Below are 18188 nucleotides of genomic sequence, written 5' to 3' on the forward strand. Positions count from 1 at the left end.
GCGTTACTCCAGGCTCAGCGCGCCGGCGCAAGGCTGAGAAACGCCTCGGCCTCGTCGATCCAGCGACGGACGGCCGCATGGCGTGCGAGATCGAAGCCGCCCTCATGCGCAACGCGGGTATAGGCGAGCAGCGAGACATCCGCGAGCGAAACCGCCTCACCAGTGAAGAAGCGGCTGACCGAAAGATGCTGCTCCATGCGGTCGAGCGCCGCATAGCCGCGCTTGACCTTCTCGGGGTCGAGCTCGGATGCCTCCTTGCCGAGATAGACCAGGAGGAAACGGCACACCGCGATATAGGGCTCGTGGCTGTACTGCTCCCAGAACAGCCATTCGTCCATCTTGGCGGCAATGAAGGCGTCGCGCGGAACGAGCGCGCTGTCGCGGGCGAGATAGCGGATGATGGCGTTGGATTGCGCCAGCGTGCGGCCGTCGTCGAACGCGACGGTCGGCACCTGACCGGCGCCGTTCATCTTCAGGAATTGCGGCGTGCGGGTCTCGCCCTTGCGTGTGTCGATTTCAATCCACTGGTAGGGCAGCGCGAGCTTGTCGCAGACCCACTTCACCTTCAGACAATTGCCGGAATTGCTGTCACCGTAGATCTGCATCGCTGCCGCCCTGCTTTTGAGCGACAGAGCATCAGGACGGACCCGGCGTGTCAATTGCCCCGGCGCACCAGATCAGAACTTGTAGCCGAGGCCGGCGCGAACGGTGTTGATGCTGGTGTCGACCTGGGAGGTGAAGCGGATATACTCCCACTCGGCGCGCATGAAGAGACCGCCCACGAGGTTGATATCCACCCCGAGGCCGCCGCTGTAGCCGTAGATCAGATGATTGTGCTGCGCCTCGCTCGCTGAGACCGGCCCCTGCAGAACGCCGGCAGGCGTCACGAAATCCTGGGCGCTCACAGTGCGAACGATATCGGCATTGCCGAGCGCGAGCCCGCCGAACACGTAGGGCAGAAAGCATCCCCATGCATAACCGGCCCTGCCGCGAAACGTTGCCATATCCTTGATCGCGATCGAAGCCGTCGAGCTCGCTGTCACGCTGTGCACGTTGCCGTCGGACAGCTGGTTGCTGCGCGTTTCGCTGGCGGTGGTCGATCCTCCGAACTTGCCGTGCAGATAGCTCGCCTCCAGGCCGATCACGACATCGTCCCACTGAGCATTGTAGCCCGCGAAAGCACCATATCCACTGCTACGCTGAGAGGCCTTTCCGAGGCCGAGATTCCATTGCGAGACCTGCATCTCCTGCTCGATCAGAGTGTCCGCGAGCAGCGCGGCCATCATATTGCTGGTCGATCCGTTGAAATTCTCGTCGGACGAGCCATAGCCGCCCTGGCCTCCGACATAGAAGCCCTGCCAGTTGACGTTGGATCTGGTCAGGCCTTCCGTGAAGCTGCCGCGCAGGATCGGCAGGTCCGGCATGTCGGCCGCGTGCGCGGCAGACACCGTCCCCAACATCGCTGCCGCCACCATCAGCCTACGCATCGCAACGCTCCATCGGACTCGAACTGTTGCGATGATCATCGCCTGTTAACCTTAACCAATGGTTGCGTTCGCCACGTTCGTCGCTGTCGCGCCATGAAAAATCCGCAAAGCAAAACGGCGCGGGATGAACCCGCGCCGTTAAGACGTCTTAAGCGATGAGGCTGACGATCAGCCCTTGGTGACCAGCGGCGGCGGCGCGTAGACCGGCGGGCTGTTGAGATCCCAGCGCACGCCGAGCTTGACGTCGTGCGAGGTGAGCTCCTTGATCTTGATCGAGGTCGGACCCGAGGCGCTGTTGTCGAACAAGCGGAAGTTGCCGGGCGCTGCGTCGCCGAGGTTCATGTAGCTGTAGGCCAGTTCGACGGTGAAGCCGGGATTGACCTTGTAGGCGAGACCGGCGTGGGCGGCCCAGGCGAAGTTCCACTTTCCGTTGTCGGCGAAGTAGGCGACGCTGTTGGACAGGGTGCCGCCGCTGAATGACACGCCGTCATCACGGAAGCCGCTGATCTTGTTGTAGGAGCCGCCGACACCGGCACCGACGAACGGAGTGATGCACCACCAGGTGCCGAGATCGACATAGGCGTTGGCCATGACGACCCACTCGGACTTGCTGCCGCTGTAATTGTTGGAGCCGACGAAGCCGGGCCCAATGACGTTGTCGGCACCATGCAGATTAGCCTTGCCCCGGTACTGGCCGATCACGTCCGCACGAAACCAGTTGTTGAAGCGATAGCCGACACCGAGATCGAACAGCGGCGACGAGTCGAAGCCGAGTCCCTCCGTCGTCCTCGTAAACCCCGGCGCTACGGCGGCGTCGATGCGCTTGGCGCTCTGGTTGGTCATGCCGATGTCGCCGCGGAGATACCAGCCACCGAAGTCGGCGGGCTGAGCGGGCGGCGCGTACATCGGAGGGGGCGCTGCGATCGGCATATCAGCGGCGAACGCCATCGACGAGATCAGGGTTGCCGCACCCGCGGCAAGGAGAGACTTAACGCTACGCATTTTGGCTTCGTCCTTATGGCCGGTGAGGCAAAAATGCAGACGCCCCACGTTCTGGAAACTCACGACCCGGACGATGGCAGCAAATGTTTAAGCGCCACTTAACCCTAATTTTTAAGGTTGATTTTTTCTCACCATACACGCGCGCGCCGCGCCAGCGTTGCAAGAATGCCGCGCCAAATGCGACGACCTCGCCGCAATTCCTAACGATGTGTGAAACCGCAACGCGGCGAGAGAGGATGCGTTAACGCGCGTGCCGCGGCAGCCTGGGCAGGAACACGGCAAGGCCTTCGACCGCCGTCTCTTAAGAACGCCGATGCTTGCATCGGCTACGGCGCAGCGGCGAGACGGGTAAGGCATCTCTCCGCTAGCTCGGAATCGTAGGGTGGGCAAAGGCGCACTTGCGCCGTGCCCACCATCAATCCAACACTGCAAATGAAGCGGTGGGCACGCTTCCGCCTTCGCTCTTCGAGCTACGGCGGACAAGTCGCTTTGCCCACCCTACGTTACTGCGGGAGAAGGAAGAAGTCTTACGCCGCCGCCTGGCCGAGCGCGGAGACGATGGTGTCGACGACGTCCTCGACCAGGATGCGGTCCTCGCCCTCGCCCATGACGCGGATCACCGGTTCGGTACCGGAAGAGCGGATCAGGAGACGGCCGCAGCCGTTGAGGCGTTTCTCGCCGTCGGAGATCGCCGACTTGACGTCGGAATCGTCGAGCGGCTTGCCGCCCTTGTGACGGACGTTCTTCAGGATCTGCGGCAGCGGATCGAAGCGGTGGCAGACTTCGGACACGGGACGGCGCAGCTTCTGCACCACCGCCAGCACCTGCAAGGCCGCAACGAAGCCGTCGCCGGTGGTCGCGTAGTCGGACAGGATGATGTGGCCAGATTGCTCGCCGCCGAGATTGTAGCCGCCGTTCAGCATCTGCTCGAGCACGTAGCGGTCGCCGACGGGCGTGCGGACGAGATCGAGCCCCTGCCCGTTCAGGAAACGCTCGAGGCCGAGATTGGACATCACGGTCGCGACGATGCCCGGCCGCGACAGCCGGCCGTCTTCCTTCCAGCTCTGCGCGATCACCGCGAGCAGCTGATCGCCGTCGACGAGATGACCGCGCTCGTCGACCAGGATGACACGATCGGCGTCACCGTCGAGCGCGATGCCGATGTCGGCGCGCATCTCGCGGACCTTCTTCGACAGCGCTTCCGGCGAGGTCGAGCCACATTCCTTGTTGATGTTGAAGCCGTCGGGCTCGACGCCGATCGGAACGACGTCGGCACCCAATTCCCACAGCGCTTCCGGCACCACCTTGTAGGCGGCGCCGTTGGCGCAATCGATCACGACACGCAAGCCATCCAGCGACAGATCGCGCGGCAGCGTGCGCTTGGCGAATTCGATGTAGCGGTCATGCACGCCGTCGATGCGGCGGGCGCGGCCCAAGCTCGCGCTCTGCGCGAGCCTCTTGTCGAGGGATTCGTCGAGCAGCTGCTCGATCTGCCGCTCGACGTCGTCGGAGAGCTTGAAGCCCTGCGGGCCGAACAGCTTGATGCCGTTGTCCTCGAACAGATTGTGCGAAGCCGAGATCATCACGCCGAGATCGGCGCGCATCGACTTGGTCAACATCGCGACCGCCGGCGTCGGCATCGGGCCGACCAGCAGCACATCCATGCCAACCGAGGTGAAGCCAGCGACCATCGCATATTCGATCATGTAGCCGGACAGGCGGGTGTCCTTGCCGATCACAACCCGGTGGCGGTGGTCGCCGCGCTGAAACGCAAGGCCCGCGGCCTGGCCGACCTTGAGCGCGAGCTCCGGCGTGATCAGTCCGTTGGCGCGGCCCCGAATCCCGTCCGTCCCGAAATATTTGCGGCTCATATCGTCCCCCAGGCAACAATCAGGGGTCCCCTCGACAACCACGGGCTGCCCGAAAAGGCCCCGCATCCCTGATTTGCTGAGCTCTTATAAAACCATCGCGGCTAACTTGGCTTCAAAAAATATGATGAATCGTTACGGAACCGGGCCCGCCGCGTGCCCGATAACGTATTGTTAACACTATATTTCCCTGCAGGGAAGCCGGAACGGGACGGAACCCGGCCCTAGCCGGTGCGCTTCACATGGCCGTCGCCGCGGCTCGGCGGTGGCTGGGTGACATTGACGGGATCGGAGGCCGGAAAGGTCTCTTCCAGGCCTTCTTCCAGCGCTTCCTCGAGGTCGCGCTTCTCCTTGATCTCTTCCGGCGAAGGTGCGGCGTGCGGCCTCGTCATGGCGCCCTCCTCTCAAACGATTTGGCTGTGCATCTAACCATGCTAGATGACCCCGAAATCATCCGATGCAAGACGGGCCGGGGAAACGATCATGAAGCACATCACCTGTATCGACGATCTTCGCGCGCTGCATAAGCGCCGCGTGCCGAAGGCGTTCTTCGACTATTGCGACCGCGGCTCCTATGCCGAGGAGACGCTGCGCGCCAACCGCGAGGACATGCAGGCGATCAAGTTCCGCCAGCGCATCCTGGTCGACGTCTCCAAGCGCGACACCTCGACCACGATCCTCGGCGAGCCCTCGACCATGCCGCTGATCCTGGCGCCCGTCGGCTTGCTCGGCATGCAGCATGGCGACGGCGAGATCCATGCCTGCCGCGCCGCGCAGGCCGCCGGTATCCCGTTCACGCAATCGACCATGTCGATCTGCTCGATCGAGGACATCGCCGCCAATGTCGAGAAGCCGTTCTGGTTCCAGCTCTACGTCATGAAGGACCGCGGCTTCATCAAGGATCTGATCCAGCGCGCCATCGCGGCCAAGTGCAGCGCGCTGGTGCTCACCGTCGACCTGCAGGTGATCGGCCAGCGCCACGCCGACATCAAGAACGGCATGACGGTGCCGCCGGAATGGTCGCTATCGAAGCTTCTGGATTTCGCCAGCAAGCCGGCCTGGGTCTCAGGCGTGCTGCAAGGCAAGCGCCGCACCTTCGGCAACATCGCCGGCCACGTGAAGAACACCGAGGATCTCAACCGCCTCGCCGAATGGACCGCATCGCAGTTCGACACCTCCTTGAGCTGGAAGGACGTCGAGTGGGTCCGGAGCATCTGGCCGGGCAAGCTCATCATCAAGGGCATCCTCGACGTCGAGGACGCCGAGGAAGCCGCCAAGACCGGCGCGCAGGCCCTCGTCGTCTCCAACCATGGCGGCCGGCAGCTCGACGGCGCGCCGTCCTCGATCGAGGTGCTGCCCGAGATCGCGGACGCGGTCGGCGACAAGATGGAGATCATGTTCGACGGCGGTATCCGCTCCGGCCAGGACGTGATGCGCGCACTCGCGCTCGGCGCAAAATCCTGCATGATCGGCCGCGCCTACGCCTATGGCTTAGGAGCCGGCGGCCAGGCCGGCGTCGCCAAGGCGATCGACATCATCCAGAAAGAGCTGCTCACCACCATGGGCCTGTGCGGCGTCAACAGGATCGACGAGATCGACGATCACGTCATTGCGGTGTGAGGCGAAACCGTCGCGTCAAACACGGCTGTCGTCCCGGACAAGCGCGCCCTAAGCGCGCGCCGATCCGGGACCCATAGCCACAGGCGGACGTGGCTACGGGAACTCGGAGTTACCTCCTTAGCGCAACAACTTGACCCTGTTGGTTATGGGTCCCGGATCTGCGCTGACGCTTGTCCGGGACGACACTGGGGGTGTGGCTGCAGCTCTGCTCACATCGGCGGCGTGACCCCGTCGCGGCCGACGCCGACGCGGTTGGTCTCGAAAGAGCCGTCCGGCAATTGCTTCGTGAAGGCGATGATCTTGGCGCCGGCTTTGAGCTCGGACTTCTCGCCCGGCACATAAGTGACCACCGGGGTGTTGTCGGCGACGAACACCTTCTTCTCGCCGTCCTTGTACTTGACCAGCAGCGTATGGCCGTCATTGCCGACCACGCTCTCGGCGACCGTCGCATTGGTCATGCTGGAATTGGGCTTGAGATCCCAGGGCCGCGAGCCCTCCCCGGTGCCGCGCATGCTCTCCGGAAAGACGTGGACCTCGACCGCATTCTGGCCGCCGTTCGGCCCAGGCACGGTGGTCGCGCCGATGAAGGAACCCGGCTTGATGTCGGCGAGTGAAATCTTGGTGATGCCTGCGACGTTCACGTCAGAGGCAATGTGAAGCTTGACGTCTTCGCCGCTGCGCGACTTGACCTGCATGGTATCGCCATTGACGCTCTCGATCGTTCCGCGCACGCGCGTCGGCACCGGCGCTTTCTGGGCGAGGGCGCCGTAGGTCGAGAGGGCCACCATTGCGACGGCGAGAAGTGGACGTGTGAAAGTTGCACGTTGAACAGACATGACGGTCTCCGGTTATCCCCACGGAGGGAGAACTCCGGAACAGCCGCGCTATTCTTTCAAGTCTTTGTGAGATCGGCCTCGACCAGCGCGCGCAGCTCGGCGGTGACCTCCGGCCGCTGGCCGAACCACAGCTCGAAGCCGCGCACCGCCTGATGCAGCAGCATGCCGAGCCCGTCGGCGGTCTTCAGACCGCGCGCTTTTGCTGCTGCAAGCAGCGGCGTCACCAGCGGGACATAAACGAGATCGGCGACCACGGCCGCTTGCGGCAGGCGCGCAACATCGACATCGAGTGAAGGCTGGCCATGCATGCCGAGCGAGGTCGTGTTCACGAGAAGTTTTGCACGCGGCAGAACGTCGTTGATCGCATCCCATGCAACGGGGTGCACGTTCGGCCCGAACTGTCTTGCCAGCGTCTCCGCCCGCGCGATGGTGCGATTGGCGAGATGGATGCGCTTGATGCCCCGCTCGCGCAGCCCGAACACGACGGCGCGCGAGGAGCCGCCGGCCCCGAGCACCAGCGCCTCCTCAGCCGTATCCCAGCCGGGCGCGCTGGCGTCGAGATTGCCGATGAAGCCTTCGACGTCGGTATTGGTGGCGTGCAGCTCGCCGTCTTCGAACCATAGCGTATTGGCCGCGCCGACGGCCGTTGCGCGCGCATCGGGTTTCGACAGCGCCAGCACGCCCTCCTTGTGCGGGATGGTGACGTTGGCACCGACGAAGCCGCGCAGCGACAGCCGCAGCACGAAGTCGCGCAGGTCCTCGGGCGGAACCGCCTCGATGACGTAGCCCCCCTCGATCCCGAGCGTGCGCAGCCAGTAATGATGAATCAGCGGCGAGCGCGAATGCGCCGCCGGCCATCCGATCAGACAAGCGGCGGGAGCCCTGGTCACGTCATCCTTCCCTCAAGCGATGTGGAAGGCGATCCATTTCGCGTCCCGAAGGCTCTGTCAAGCGCACGAGCGCCGCATCGCCACGGCGCCGTCAGCTCGCGGCAACCTCATCGGCCTCGGGCTGCGTTGCGCGGCCCTTGATATCGGCAATCGCGCGCTCGAGGCTCTGGCGATAGCGCGCGCGCGGCGGCGTCACGCCATGGGTGAGCAGCGCGCGGCGAACCGCCGGCGATGCCCCCGTGATGAACAGCCTGATGCCCTGGCGATGGGCCTTGGCGGCGACGCGCCCGAGCACGTTCGCCGCGGTGGAGTCCAGGAACGGCACCGCGGCGAAATCGACCACGAAGGCCTTGCGCTGGTCGGCGACGCCGTCGAGCACGCCTCCGATCGCAGAGGCGGCGCCGAAGAAGAACGCACCGGTGATGCGATAGACCAGCACGTCGCGGTCGACCGCCAGCGCGGAATCGTAGGGAACGCGCGCACCGTTGCTGTCATCGGGGCGATCGGGGACCACCAGCGGCGTGCGCTCCTCGATGCCCGTCATCTCCGCCATGCGGTGGATGAACAGCACCGCGCCGAGCGCGAAGCCGACCAGAATGCCTTCGGTCAGATCGCGGAAGATCGTGAGCAGGAAGGTTGCGAGCAGCACGACGGCATCGCCCCATGACGAGCGCAGGAGCGTCGCGAATTCCTGCTTCTCCGCCATGGTCCAGGCCACCACGACGAGCACGGAGGCGAGCGCTGCGAGCGGAATGTAGCTTGCGAGCGGCGCCGCGATCAGCATGAACAGCAGCAGGAAGACCGAATGCAGCATGCCCGCGAGCGGGCCGCGCGCGCCGGCGCGGATGTTGGTCGCGGTGCGCGCAATCAGGCCGGTAACGCAGATGCCGCCGAACAGCGCCGAGCCGATATTGGCGACGCCTTGCGCCACCAGCTCGCAATTGGAGCGATGACGGCGACCGGTCATGCCGTCGGCCACCACAGCCGATAACAGCGATTCGATGGCGGCCAGCAGCGCGAACGCAATCGCATCCGGCAGCACGGCCTTTGCCTTCTCCAGCGAGAACGCGGGCAGCGCCGGCGAGGGCAGCTCGCGCGGAATGCCGCCGAAGCGCGAGCCGATGGTCTCGACCGGCAGCGACAGCACGGCGCTGGCGACCGCCGCGAGCGCAACCGCGATCAGGATGCCGGGCCAGGACGGCCGCCAGCGCCGCAAGGCAGCGATGATGACGATGCTGCCGATCGCGACCACGACGGCCGATGGATTGATGGTGTCGAGGCTGCCGGCGAGCGCAACGAGCTTGGGAACGAATTCGCTGGGCTCTTTCCCGGCCAGCGTGATCCCGCCGAGATCGCGGAGCTGGCTCGCAAAAATGATGACGGCGATGCCGGCGGTGAAGCCGACAGTCACGGGATAGGGAATGAACTTGATGTAGGTGCCGACCCGCAACAGGCCCGCGGCAACCAGGAACAGCCCCGCCATCATGGTGGCGAGGATCACGCCGTCGACGCCGTGCCGCTCGGCCGTCACCGCAACCAGGACGATGAAGGCGCCCGCGGGTCCGCCGATCTGGAAGCGGCTGCCGCCGAGCAGGGACACGACGAAGCCGCCGACGACGGCGGTGTAGAGGCCGCGGTCCGGTGTCACGCCCGAGGCGATTGCGATCGCCATCGACAGCGGCAGTGCCACGATCGCGACGGTGAGGCCGGCGAAGACGTCGGCGCGAAAGTCCGCGACGCCGTACCCCTCACGCCAAATGGTGACGAGCTTTGGCAAATACAATTCGACAAAGGTCGGCCGGCGAAGCTGATGCAGTTGGCCCGCTTGATCGCTTGTGATGCTCATGCCCACGATGCTCCGAAGCATCGTGCGTCCCGTGTTGCCGAGGTGCGACGATGCGCTATCCCATTCCTGATCCCGAGCATGATCAACGCCCGATCATGCCCCCACCCGCCGCGGCGGCCCCGGCTCCTTGAGGCGAACGCCGCGCCCGCCAATGTCGCTGCGCGCCTGCTCGCCGATCAGCTCGACGCCGGCCCGATCGAACGCCTCGACCACCTTGATCAGGGTCTCGACCACGCCGCGAACATTGCCGGTGCTGGCTTCCATCCGCTGGATGGTCGGCAGCGAAACGCCGGCGAGCTCGGCCAGGGTTTTCTGGTCAATGCCGAGCAGCGCCCGCGCTGCCCGCATCTGGAACGACGTAATCACCGTGACCTCACGTATCAGAGCCTATAAATGATATCTGGGACATATACAATGATATAAAATACATCATATGAGGCCGAGCGCAAGGGACTGCCCATCTACCTCCTTCGTCATTGCGAGGAGCCCGCGACAAAATTGCAAAGCAATTTTGCGCTGGTGCGACGAAGCAATCCAGACTGCCTCCGCAGAGACATTCTGGATTGCTTCCGCCTTCGCCAAAGGCTTCGGCGGACAAGTCGCTGCGCTCGCAATGACGGAGGTTGGGCGCGGGTTCGGCTCAATGAAATGCCGCATCCGCGGAGGCAGCCCCTCACCCCACCCTCTCCCCGTGAAGAACGGGGAGAGGGAGTGAGAGGCCGGTTGCCTCACTTACAGATCACGCCGCGTGCTGATGGGCGGCGATGATCTGGTCGGCGGCGCGGCCGGTCACTTCGGCCATGTGGTCGAACTGGCGGGTGAAGCTGCCGGCGCCGGCGGTGGCCGAGCGCAGCTCGACGATGAGTTCGCCGATCTCGGCTTCCGGCATCATGGCGCGGACGCAGTCCCAGCCGCTCCAGCCGTCGCGCGTGTCGAAGCCGAGGATCTGGCCACGCCGCGCCGACAGGATCGCGTTGATCTTGGCGGTGGCGTCGGTCGGGCAGACGATCTCGACCATGTGGATCGGCTCGAGCAACACCGGCTGGCATTGCGGCAGGCCCTCGTTGAGTCCGACCCGCGCCGCCGTGCGGAAGGCGAGGTCCGACGAGTCGACGCTGTGATAGGAGCCGTCGGTCAGCGTCACCTCCACGTCGGTGACGGGGAAACCGAGCGGGCCGCGCGCCAGCCCGTCGACGACGCCTTCCTCCACCGCCGGGATGTAGTTGCGCGGCACCGCGCCGCCGACCACCTTCTCGGCGAACTTGAAGCCGTCGCCGCGCGGCAGCGGCCTGATGTCGAGCACGACGTCGCCGAACTGGCCGTGACCGCCGGACTGCTTCTTGTGACGCCCGCGCTGGGTGATCGGCTTGCGGATGGTCTCCTGATAGCCGATCGCGGGCGGATGCGAGGTGACCTTGACGCCGAAGCGGTCTCGCAGCCGCTCGCCGGCGACGCGCAGATGCATCTCGCCCTGGCCCCACAGCACGGTGTCATGGGTCTGGGCGTTCTGCACCACGACCAGCGAGGGATCCTCCTCGTGCAGCCGGGCCATCGCCTGGCCGAGCTTGACGTCGTCCTTGCGATCGGTGGCCGCGATCGAGATCGCGAGCACCGGCGGCGTCGGCTCCACGGCGACGAGCGCAGCCGGCGGGGTCTTGCCGCTCGAGACGGTGTCGCCGGTCTTTACGGGATCGAGCTTGGCGAGCGCCACGGTGTCGCCGGCTTCGGCCGAGGCACGCTTGGTGTCGTAGGCGCCGTTGACGGCGAGGATGCCGGAGATGCGCCCCGTGCCACCGGCTGAGGATTGCAGCGTCGCACCGTCGTCGAGATGACCGGCGAGCAGCCGCGTCAGCGACAGCTTGCCGCCATGTTGCGAATGCAGCGTCTTGAAGACGTAGCCGAGCGCATCCTTGGTGTCGGGAACGCCGAGACGTTTTGCGGTCTCCGCAACGCCGGGCGCCTCGTGGCGCAGCGCTTTCATCAGACGCAGCACGCCGTTTTCGCGCGCGGCGGCGCCCAGCAGCACCGGACAGATCAGTCCTTCGCGCAATTCGCGGGCAAGGTCGTCGAACACGGCATCGCGCGGCGGCTGTATGTCTTCGAGCAGCTGCTCCATCAGCGCATCGTCGTGGTCGGCGAGCTTCTCCAGCATCGAGAAGCGAGCCTCCTTCTCGCGGTCGAGATTGCCGCCTTCGAGCGCGATCACCTCGGAGGCCTTGTGCTCGCGATAGACGAAGGCGCGCTCCAGCGCGAGATCGACGAAGCCCTCGATCAGCTCGCCGTTCCAGATCGGAATCTGGCGCAGCACCAGCGGCACGCACGAGGCGGGCTGCAGCATTGCGAGCGTCTCGCGGATGCGCTCGCTGGCGCGGTCGATCTTGTTGAGGAACAGGAAACGCGGGATCTTCAGCTCCTCCAACTCGCGCAGGATGATCTGAAGCTGCGGCAGCTTCTTCTCGTCGGCCTCGCAGACCACGACCGCAGCATCGACCGCGGGCAACACGGCGCGCATGTCGTGGGCGAATTCGACGGAACCGGGACAGTCGAGGAAGGTGTAGCTGTCACCCATGAAACTCGTGGTGGCGGCAGTCAGCCCGACGGTCATCTTGTGATCACGGGCCTCTGGCGTGGCGTCGCCGACGGAAGTTCCGGCATCGACGCTGCCGGCGCGCGGGATCGCACCCGTTCGCGCCAGGATTGCTTCGAGAAGTGTGGTTTTACCGCTTTGGAATGGGCCCACCAGCGCGATGCACCGTGGACCTCGGGGACTTCTGACGTCTTGTCCCATTCGCCGCCTCCTTCTTGTGGAGCTCGGCCCATGATTGGGTCGGCAAACGCAGATGCTCTGCCCGTCCCCAAGATTTGGCAAGCATCAAACGTCGCTGCGGTGCGTCGTCGGTATTCACCTCTCCCGGAGGGAGAGGTGAGTCTCGTAGCTGGCTCAGTCAATTAGAATTGACGACGGCTCAACGCCCCGGACGAAGTTCCAGGCTCTCCAGACCCGCGGCGACGTTGAGGCCGACCTGGCCCTGCACGCTGAGCGGCTGGAGCGCGATCGAATTGTTGGAGCCGCCGACCAGCACGTTGCCACCAAGCCCGACGCCGACCGAGGCGCTGCCCTGCGCGCCCGCGTAATTGCCGGAGAGATCACCGGGGCCGAGCCGGTCGACCGGCGCGAACACGCCCCAGGCGAGCGCCGTCTCCTGGGTGATGCCGATGTCGAGGCCGACTTTGCGGATGGTCGCGACGTAGCGGTCGTCGGGCAAGCCGTCGGCGCGCAGCACGCAGCCGAGATGGGTCACCGATCCCACGATGAAGCCGACGCTGGCGCCGCCGCGACATTCGAGCACGCCGATCCGCGTCATCCGTTGCTGCGAGCTGGCAGCAACGACGGAGACAACGAGGCTTGCGGCGGTGAGCCCGGCGAGGAGGAACGAACGGCGCATGAAACGTCTCCGGCGATGAATGGGATGCGAGCAGGAAGGACGCGGCACACGCCGCGCGATCGTCTATGCCACAAGAGTCTTGGCGGTGCCAGATCGGACATATCTGGAATCGAATTCGCGGAGAGAGGCCCCTCACCCCACCCTCTCCCCGTAAGAACGGGGCGAGGGAGTGCGCGAGCCTGCGCCCCTCACGATGCGAGAAGAATTAGAGTGCGCAATCGGACGCGACTTAACCTCTCCCCGCCCTTCTGTGGGGAGAGGTCGGATCGCGCAGCGATCCGGGTGAGGGGCATGGCAAGATGCCGACCAGAACAAAGGACCGTCCGACTCCGCTTATCGAAACACAACAAAAAAGGCCCGCACGACGCGGGCCTTTTCAATTTGCACTGTCGCGACAGGCTCAGCGCAGATTGCCGCAGAAGCGCTGGATGCGCTTGCAGGCGTCTTCAAGGTCGGAGGTCTTGGTCGCATAGGAGATGCGGAACGCAGGTCCAAGGCCGAAGGCCGAGCCCTGCACCACGGCGACGCCTTCGGTCTCCAGGAGCTCGGTGACGAACGTCTCATCATTGTCGATCACCTTGCCCGACGGCGCGGTCTTGCCGATGGTGCCGGCGCAGGACGGATAGACGTAGAACGCGCCTTCGGGCCGCGGGCACTCGATGCCCTTGGCCTGGTTGAGCATGGAGACGACGAGGTCGCGGCGCTCCTTGAACACCTTGTTGTTGGCGGGAATGAAGTCCTGCGGACCGTTCAGCGCTTCGACCGCCGCCCATTGCGCAATCGACGACGGGTTCGAGGTCGACTGCGACTGGATGGTCGACATCGCTTTGATCAGCTGCGCCGGGCCACCGGCATAGCCGATGCGCCAGCCGGTCATGCAATAAGCCTTCGACACGCCGTTCACAGTGAGCGTGCGGTCGTAGAGTTTCGGCTCGACCTGCGCGACGGTGGTGAACTGGAAGTCGTCATAGACGAGATGCTCGTACATATCGTCGGTCATCACCCAGACATGGGGATGCCTGAGCAGCACGTCGGTGAGCGCCTTCAGTTCGGACTTGGTGTAGGCGGCTCCCGTCGGATTCGACGGCGAGCACAGGATGACCCATTTGGTCTTCGGCGTGATCGCGCGCTCGAGCGCCTCGGCCTGGAGCTTGAAGCCGGTCGCGGCGGTGCAGACCACCGGCACCGGCTCGCCGCCGGCAAGCGCCACCATTTCAGGGTAGCTGACCCAATAGGGCGCGGGAATGATCACCTCGTCGCCCGGATTGATGGTCGCCATCAGCGCGTTGTAGAGCACCTGCTTGCCGCCGGTGCCGACGATGATCTGGTTCGGCTTGTAGGCGACGCCGTTCTCGCGCTGAAACTTGCCGATGATGGCTTCCTTCAGCTCGGGGATGCCGTCGACCGCGGTGTACTTGGTCTTGCCGGCCTCGATGGCGCGGATCGCCGCCAGCTTGATGTTGGCGGGCGTGTCGAAGTCGGGCTCGCCGGCACCTAAGCCGATGACGTTGCGGCCCGCCGCTTTCAGCGCGCGTGCTTTATCCGTGACCGCGATGGTCGCGGACGGCTTCACACGGTCGAGCGCAGCGGCAAGGAAGGACATCGTCATCTCCTGACAAGCGTCGTGAAGCCCTCGGCCTCACGACTCTGATTGTGGGAATGAGCCACCCTAAAACGTGAGCCGCTGCACCGCAAGAAACTTCGGCCCGATCCGGCAAAAGTTTGCGGATTTCCCGCGTTTCGAGGCGCGATTGACCGCAATGTTCCGCAACTTTGCCGGCCAAATTCCTCATATCCGGCAAGGCTTGTCCTCGGAGCAATTGATAGCCGGGTCCCGGGCATCCACCTTCCTCGAACCGCTTGACGCGGCGTGGATGGCCGGGACCTAGCCGAGCGGAAGCGATGGCGTCCTTCGATCGGCTATGCCCGGCCATGACAACGCGGAAGCACTGGCGCCCTAAACCCGATGCATACGGTCGTCCGCGGACTTCACGATTGCGCGGAGCAACGCATTGGTGTGCTGACGCAAGCGTGATCTCGGTTGCATGGTCGCGCGGAAATGATCTTCCGTGGCGTTGCAGTGCGGTAGGGTTTTCGAGTTTTTCTATGGGCCGGCTCTTGCGGCGGATTCGCATCGGCATCATTGTTTAGCCGCGCTGCAGGGCAGCCAGCGCCGTGCCTTCCCATCCTCGGAAACGAACTCCCAGAATGTACAAACTCTATTCGATGCAGCGCTCCGGCAACAGCTACAAGGTCCGCCTTGCGCTGGCGCTGCTCAACGTGCCCTATGAGGCCATCGAGATCGACATTCTGCGCGGCGAGAGCCGCACGCCGGACTTTCTGTCGAAGAACCCGTCCGGCCAGGTGCCGCTGCTCGAGGTCGGGAACGACCGCTATCTCGCCGAGTCCAACGCCATCCTCTGGTACGTTGCCGTCGGCACGCCGCTCGCGCCGGAGAACCGCATCGACCGCGCCGAGGCGCTGCAATGGATGTTCTTCGAGCAGCATGCGCTCGAACCCAACATCGGCGCGGCCTATTTCTGGCTGTCGCTGGTCAGGGGCGGCCGCGATCTGCAGACCCATTCGCTGGAGGATTGGATGGAGCGCGGCTATGGCGCGCTCCAGGTGATGGAGAACCACCTCAAGACCAACGCCTATTTCGCCGCCCGCCAGCTCACGGTCGCCGATATCGCGCTCTATGGCTACACCCATCTCGCCGACCGCTGCGACTTCGATCTTTCGACTTTCCCGGCGGTCCGAGACTGGCTGAAGCGCGTGGAAGCTGCGCCCGGCTTCGTGACGATGGACTGGCGCCCGGCCGATATCGACGACCCCGCCAGCATTGCCGCGGGCGCCTGACAGGCCTGCCCGCCGCTCCGGCAAATAGCGGGCATAAGGGTCGCCTTTGCCGCAATGTCGCCGCTTTCGGCGCGACAGCCGCCGCAATATTGCCGGTTGAAACTGGGAAATTGTGGAAAGTCGCGGGTGATTCGCTCGCGTATTGAGGGATTTAGACCCATGATTCGGGCGTCCGGCACGGCAGGCTTTCAGGGCCAATCCGCCACCGTCGCGTCTTCCCGGCTGACCAACGCGGTCGCGGCCTCGCTCGCCGTCGCCGCACTCTCGCTGTGCCTGATCGTCACTCTGACGGTGATGTCGACCAAGGCGACCATGGCGATGGGCCTGCCGATCTGATTCCCGTTTCATCCTGGACCAGCCTTCAAGGCGCCGTGCGGCCCGCGCCGACCGGCATTGCGACAGGACGTCGATGAAGTCACCTGTGGTAGTCGTTGCGATCACCCTGACTGCGGCCATCCTGGTCGCGGCATCGCTGTTGATTTTCACCGGCATGCGCAAGAGCTCGGGCAGCTCGACGCTGAATGCGCCTGCGCTGCAACAGCGTCTCAGGCACGCGCACTTGGTCTAAAATCATCCGAAAGATTTGCGCTCCGCCGCAAGCGCCCATTAAGCGCATCGCGCGAAATCGCATCACATCGGCGCAACTATCCGCCAGTGTTGCGGTCTTACCTCGTGGGGGAGGAGCGAGACTGGCCCATGCGGTTCGGATGGCGCGCGATCTCCGGTCCGGTGCTGACGGCAGCGACCCTGCTGCTGGCGATGCTCTTCGATCGCGTCGTCCCCACTCCCTCGCCTGCGCCGCTGCTGGTCTGCCTCGTGGCGCTTGCCGGCGCGCTGTCGGGCCTCGCCTCGGCCATGACCAGTGCAGCGGTCGCGGTGATCGGCGCGGCACTGCTCTTCCTCAACCATCACGGCGTCTCCGGCTATGGCAACGCGGATCTTGTCCGGCTCGGCCTCCTGGCAATCACGGTCGCCGGCACCGCTGGCATCACCGGCCTGATGCGCGCGCGGATGCTCGGCACGTTCGCGGCCGAGCGCCAGAGCCACGCCACCGCCGCGCGCCTGTCGGCCGCGCTCGACCAGATCGATATCGGCGTCGTGCTGCTCGATGCCGAGACGCGGGCCGAATTCATCAACCGCGCGTTCCGCGAATATTTTGCGGTGCCGGACCAGATCGCCGACGGCAAGCCGCCCTTCATCGCGCTGATGTATCACGGCCGCGACACCGGCGCGTTCGAGCTGCCCGAGGACGAGCTCGGCACCTTCATCGCCCAGCGCATGGAGATGGTGCGGATCGGCGATGCCACGCCGATCAACATTGCCTTGCGCAACGGCGAGGTGCTGCGTTTCGTCTGCACCGCGCTGCCCGACGGCGGCCGCATGCTGAGCTACACGCCGGTGACCGACCTCGTGCGCCACACCGATGCGCCGGCGAGCGCCGACTACTACCGCTCGCTGCGCGATCCCGCGAACCGAAGGCTGATGAGCTATCTGCGCGTTGCGGAGTAGGCGCGGCAACGTGCGCGCATCGTACGCCGGCGCTCGCGGATACAGCCCCTCACCCCACCGTCTCCGCGTAAGAACGGGGCGAGGGCGCGAGAAGCCGGTGCGCACCTCACTTTCGACTGTGCCGATATATCTCTACCTCTCCCCGCCCTTCTGCGGGGAGAGGTCGGATCGCTCCGGCTATGCGAAGCATCGTCCGGCGCGATCCGGGTGAGGGGCAAGGCAAGCTGTCGCCACGACTAAGTGTCCATCCGACTCGCGAGACAAATTGATCAGCAAGCCCGTCATGGGTATGAAGTATCCTTCATCGATCGCGGAAATTCACATGTCCCTCACCATTCGCTCCGTTACGAAGCAGGACTACGATCAATGGCTGCCGCTGTGGGACGGCTACAATGCCTTCTACGGCCGTTCGGGCCCAACCGCGCTCGCGCCCGAGATCACGCGCATGACGTGGCAGCGTTTCTTCGACGCCTATGAGCCGGTGCATGCGCTGGTCGCCGAGAGCGATGGCCAATTGCTCGGCCTGACGCACTATCTTTTCCATCGCAGCACCACGGCGATCGAACCGTCCTGCTATTTGCAGGATTTGTTCACGCGCGAGGTCGTGCGCGGCAAGGGCGTCGGCTCCGCGCTGATCCATGGTGTGTATGAACGGGCGCAACTAGCGGGGTCGCCGCGCGTCTACTGGCAGACGCACGAGACCAATCTCACGGCGCAGAGCCTGTACGACAAGGTCGCGGAGCGCTCCGGATTCATCGTCTATCGCAAGCTGTTCTGATCCTTCTCCACATCCTGTGGATAAGTCCCGCTGTCACCCGCGCGTAA

At 64.7% G+C, this 18188-nt stretch carries 18 protein-coding genes; 6 read left to right on the forward strand and 12 right to left on the reverse strand.

Annotation, left to right across the window (positions count from 1 at the left end; translation table 11 throughout):
- Positions 1 to 14 precede the first annotated feature (14 nt).
- The 5 genes from AAE027_RS08955 to AAE027_RS08975 all read right to left on the reverse strand — a co-directional run bounded on the left by AAE027_RS08955 (position 15) and on the right by AAE027_RS08975 (position 4749).
- Positions 15 to 605 carry a glutathione S-transferase family protein gene (locus tag AAE027_RS08955; protein WP_370986271.1) on the reverse strand — a complete coding sequence of 197 codons (591 nt, stop codon included), beginning with the start codon at positions 603 to 605 and terminating at the stop codon, positions 15 to 17.
- Between the two features lie 72 nt (positions 606 to 677).
- A complete protein-coding gene (locus AAE027_RS08960; RefSeq protein WP_370986272.1) occupies positions 678 to 1487 on the reverse strand; it encodes an outer membrane protein in 810 nt (269 codons plus the stop codon).
- 168 nt (positions 1488 to 1655) lie between these two features.
- Positions 1656 to 2489, reverse strand: coding sequence for an outer membrane protein (locus AAE027_RS08965; protein ID WP_370986273.1), 834 nt, complete (start codon positions 2487 to 2489; stop codon positions 1656 to 1658).
- A 527-nt stretch (positions 2490 to 3016) separates the two neighbouring features.
- The gene (gene glmM / locus AAE027_RS08970; RefSeq protein WP_091886618.1) at positions 3017 to 4360 is read right to left on the reverse strand and encodes a phosphoglucosamine mutase; all 1344 of its coding nucleotides are present in this window, start codon (positions 4358 to 4360) and stop codon (positions 3017 to 3019) included.
- 221 nt (positions 4361 to 4581) lie between these two features.
- Positions 4582 to 4749 carry a hypothetical protein gene (locus tag AAE027_RS08975; RefSeq protein WP_164939789.1) on the reverse strand — a complete coding sequence of 56 codons (168 nt, stop codon included), beginning with the start codon at positions 4747 to 4749 and terminating at the stop codon, positions 4582 to 4584.
- 91 nt (positions 4750 to 4840) lie between these two features.
- On the opposite strand from AAE027_RS08975, the gene AAE027_RS08980 reads away from it, so the two are divergent.
- Entirely contained in the window at positions 4841 to 5977 is a 1137-nt protein-coding gene (locus AAE027_RS08980; RefSeq protein ID WP_091886621.1) for an alpha-hydroxy acid oxidase, read from the forward strand.
- 209 nt (positions 5978 to 6186) lie between these two features.
- Here the strand turns inward: AAE027_RS08980 and AAE027_RS08985 are convergent, their stop codons facing one another.
- The 7 genes from AAE027_RS08985 to AAE027_RS09015 form a co-directional block, all read right to left on the reverse strand.
- Positions 6187 to 6813 carry a hypothetical protein gene (locus tag AAE027_RS08985; protein WP_370986274.1) on the reverse strand — a complete coding sequence of 209 codons (627 nt, stop codon included), beginning with the start codon at positions 6811 to 6813 and terminating at the stop codon, positions 6187 to 6189.
- A gap of 56 nt (positions 6814 to 6869) precedes the next feature.
- Positions 6870 to 7703: a shikimate dehydrogenase gene (locus AAE027_RS08990; RefSeq protein ID WP_128931465.1), complete on the reverse strand. Its 834-nt coding sequence runs from the start codon at positions 7701 to 7703 to the stop codon at positions 6870 to 6872.
- Positions 7704 to 7794: 91 nt separating this feature from the next.
- Positions 7795 to 9549, reverse strand: a complete 1755-nt coding sequence (locus tag AAE027_RS08995) for a SulP family inorganic anion transporter (RefSeq protein WP_370986275.1) — start codon at positions 9547 to 9549, stop codon at positions 7795 to 7797.
- A 93-nt stretch (positions 9550 to 9642) separates the two neighbouring features.
- Positions 9643 to 9915, reverse strand: coding sequence for a helix-turn-helix domain-containing protein (locus tag AAE027_RS09000; protein ID WP_091886630.1), 273 nt, complete (start codon positions 9913 to 9915; stop codon positions 9643 to 9645).
- Between the two features lie 373 nt (positions 9916 to 10288).
- On the reverse strand, positions 10289 to 12337 hold the full coding sequence (locus AAE027_RS09005; RefSeq protein WP_091886639.1) for an elongation factor G: 2049 nt from the start codon (positions 12335 to 12337) through the stop codon (positions 10289 to 10291).
- Positions 12338 to 12515: 178 nt separating this feature from the next.
- Entirely contained in the window at positions 12516 to 12995 is a 480-nt protein-coding gene (locus AAE027_RS09010) for a DUF992 domain-containing protein (RefSeq protein ID WP_370986277.1), read from the reverse strand.
- A gap of 400 nt (positions 12996 to 13395) precedes the next feature.
- The gene (locus AAE027_RS09015; protein WP_091887068.1) at positions 13396 to 14598 is read right to left on the reverse strand and encodes a pyridoxal phosphate-dependent aminotransferase; all 1203 of its coding nucleotides are present in this window, start codon (positions 14596 to 14598) and stop codon (positions 13396 to 13398) included.
- A gap of 605 nt (positions 14599 to 15203) precedes the next feature.
- Here AAE027_RS09015 and AAE027_RS09020 point away from each other — a divergent pair.
- The 5 genes from AAE027_RS09020 to AAE027_RS09040 all read left to right on the forward strand — a co-directional run bounded on the left by AAE027_RS09020 (position 15204) and on the right by AAE027_RS09040 (position 18141).
- A complete protein-coding gene (locus AAE027_RS09020) occupies positions 15204 to 15854 on the forward strand; it encodes a glutathione S-transferase family protein (RefSeq protein WP_370986278.1) in 651 nt (216 codons plus the stop codon).
- 159 nt (positions 15855 to 16013) lie between these two features.
- Positions 16014 to 16190 (forward strand): hypothetical protein, encoded by a 177-nt coding sequence (locus AAE027_RS09025; protein WP_164934664.1) that lies wholly within the window; start codon positions 16014 to 16016, stop codon positions 16188 to 16190.
- A gap of 73 nt (positions 16191 to 16263) precedes the next feature.
- Positions 16264 to 16422 carry a hypothetical protein gene (locus tag AAE027_RS09030; RefSeq protein ID WP_091886648.1) on the forward strand — a complete coding sequence of 53 codons (159 nt, stop codon included), beginning with the start codon at positions 16264 to 16266 and terminating at the stop codon, positions 16420 to 16422.
- A gap of 128 nt (positions 16423 to 16550) precedes the next feature.
- The gene (locus tag AAE027_RS09035; protein ID WP_128939785.1) at positions 16551 to 17363 is read left to right on the forward strand and encodes a PAS-domain containing protein; all 813 of its coding nucleotides are present in this window, start codon (positions 16551 to 16553) and stop codon (positions 17361 to 17363) included.
- Positions 17364 to 17685: 322 nt separating this feature from the next.
- Entirely contained in the window at positions 17686 to 18141 is a 456-nt protein-coding gene (locus AAE027_RS09040; protein WP_370986279.1) for a GNAT family N-acetyltransferase, read from the forward strand.
- Positions 18142 to 18188: the final 47 nt, after the last annotated feature.

It is taken from the genome of Bradyrhizobium sp. DN3 (assembly GCF_041357655.1).
Lineage (GTDB): Bacteria > Pseudomonadota > Alphaproteobacteria > Rhizobiales > Xanthobacteraceae > Bradyrhizobium.

Bases quoted from the DNA above. Each gene is read 5' to 3' on its own strand.
- AAE027_RS08955 (WP_370986271.1), bottom strand. From the start codon at position 605: ATGCAGATCTACGGTGACAGCAATTCCGGCAATTGTCTGAAGGTGAAG.
- AAE027_RS08960 (WP_370986272.1), bottom strand. From the start codon at position 1,487: ATGCGTAGGCTGATGGTGGCGGCAGCGATGTTGGGGACGGTGTCTGCC.
- AAE027_RS08965 (WP_370986273.1), bottom strand. From the start codon at position 2,489: ATGCGTAGCGTTAAGTCTCTCCTTGCCGCGGGTGCGGCAACCCTGATC.
- glmM (WP_091886618.1), bottom strand. From the start codon at position 4,360: ATGAGCCGCAAATATTTCGGGACGGACGGGATTCGGGGCCGCGCCAAC.
- AAE027_RS08975 (WP_164939789.1), bottom strand. From the start codon at position 4,749: ATGACGAGGCCGCACGCCGCACCTTCGCCGGAAGAGATCAAGGAGAAG.
- AAE027_RS08980 (WP_091886621.1), top strand. From the start codon at position 4,841: ATGAAGCACATCACCTGTATCGACGATCTTCGCGCGCTGCATAAGCGC.
- AAE027_RS08985 (WP_370986274.1), bottom strand. From the start codon at position 6,813: ATGTCTGTTCAACGTGCAACTTTCACACGTCCACTTCTCGCCGTCGCA.
- AAE027_RS08995 (WP_370986275.1), bottom strand. From the start codon at position 9,549: ATGAGCATCACAAGCGATCAAGCGGGCCAACTGCATCAGCTTCGCCGG.
- AAE027_RS09005 (WP_091886639.1), bottom strand. From the start codon at position 12,337: ATGGGACAAGACGTCAGAAGTCCCCGAGGTCCACGGTGCATCGCGCTG.
- AAE027_RS09010 (WP_370986277.1), bottom strand. From the start codon at position 12,995: ATGCGCCGTTCGTTCCTCCTCGCCGGGCTCACCGCCGCAAGCCTCGTT.
- AAE027_RS09015 (WP_091887068.1), bottom strand. From the start codon at position 14,598: ATGTCCTTCCTTGCCGCTGCGCTCGACCGTGTGAAGCCGTCCGCGACC.
- AAE027_RS09020 (WP_370986278.1), top strand. From the start codon at position 15,204: ATGTACAAACTCTATTCGATGCAGCGCTCCGGCAACAGCTACAAGGTC.
- AAE027_RS09025 (WP_164934664.1), top strand. From the start codon at position 16,014: ATGATTCGGGCGTCCGGCACGGCAGGCTTTCAGGGCCAATCCGCCACC.
- AAE027_RS09030 (WP_091886648.1), top strand. From the start codon at position 16,264: ATGAAGTCACCTGTGGTAGTCGTTGCGATCACCCTGACTGCGGCCATC.
- AAE027_RS09035 (WP_128939785.1), top strand. From the start codon at position 16,551: ATGCGGTTCGGATGGCGCGCGATCTCCGGTCCGGTGCTGACGGCAGCG.
- AAE027_RS09040 (WP_370986279.1), top strand. From the start codon at position 17,686: ATGTCCCTCACCATTCGCTCCGTTACGAAGCAGGACTACGATCAATGG.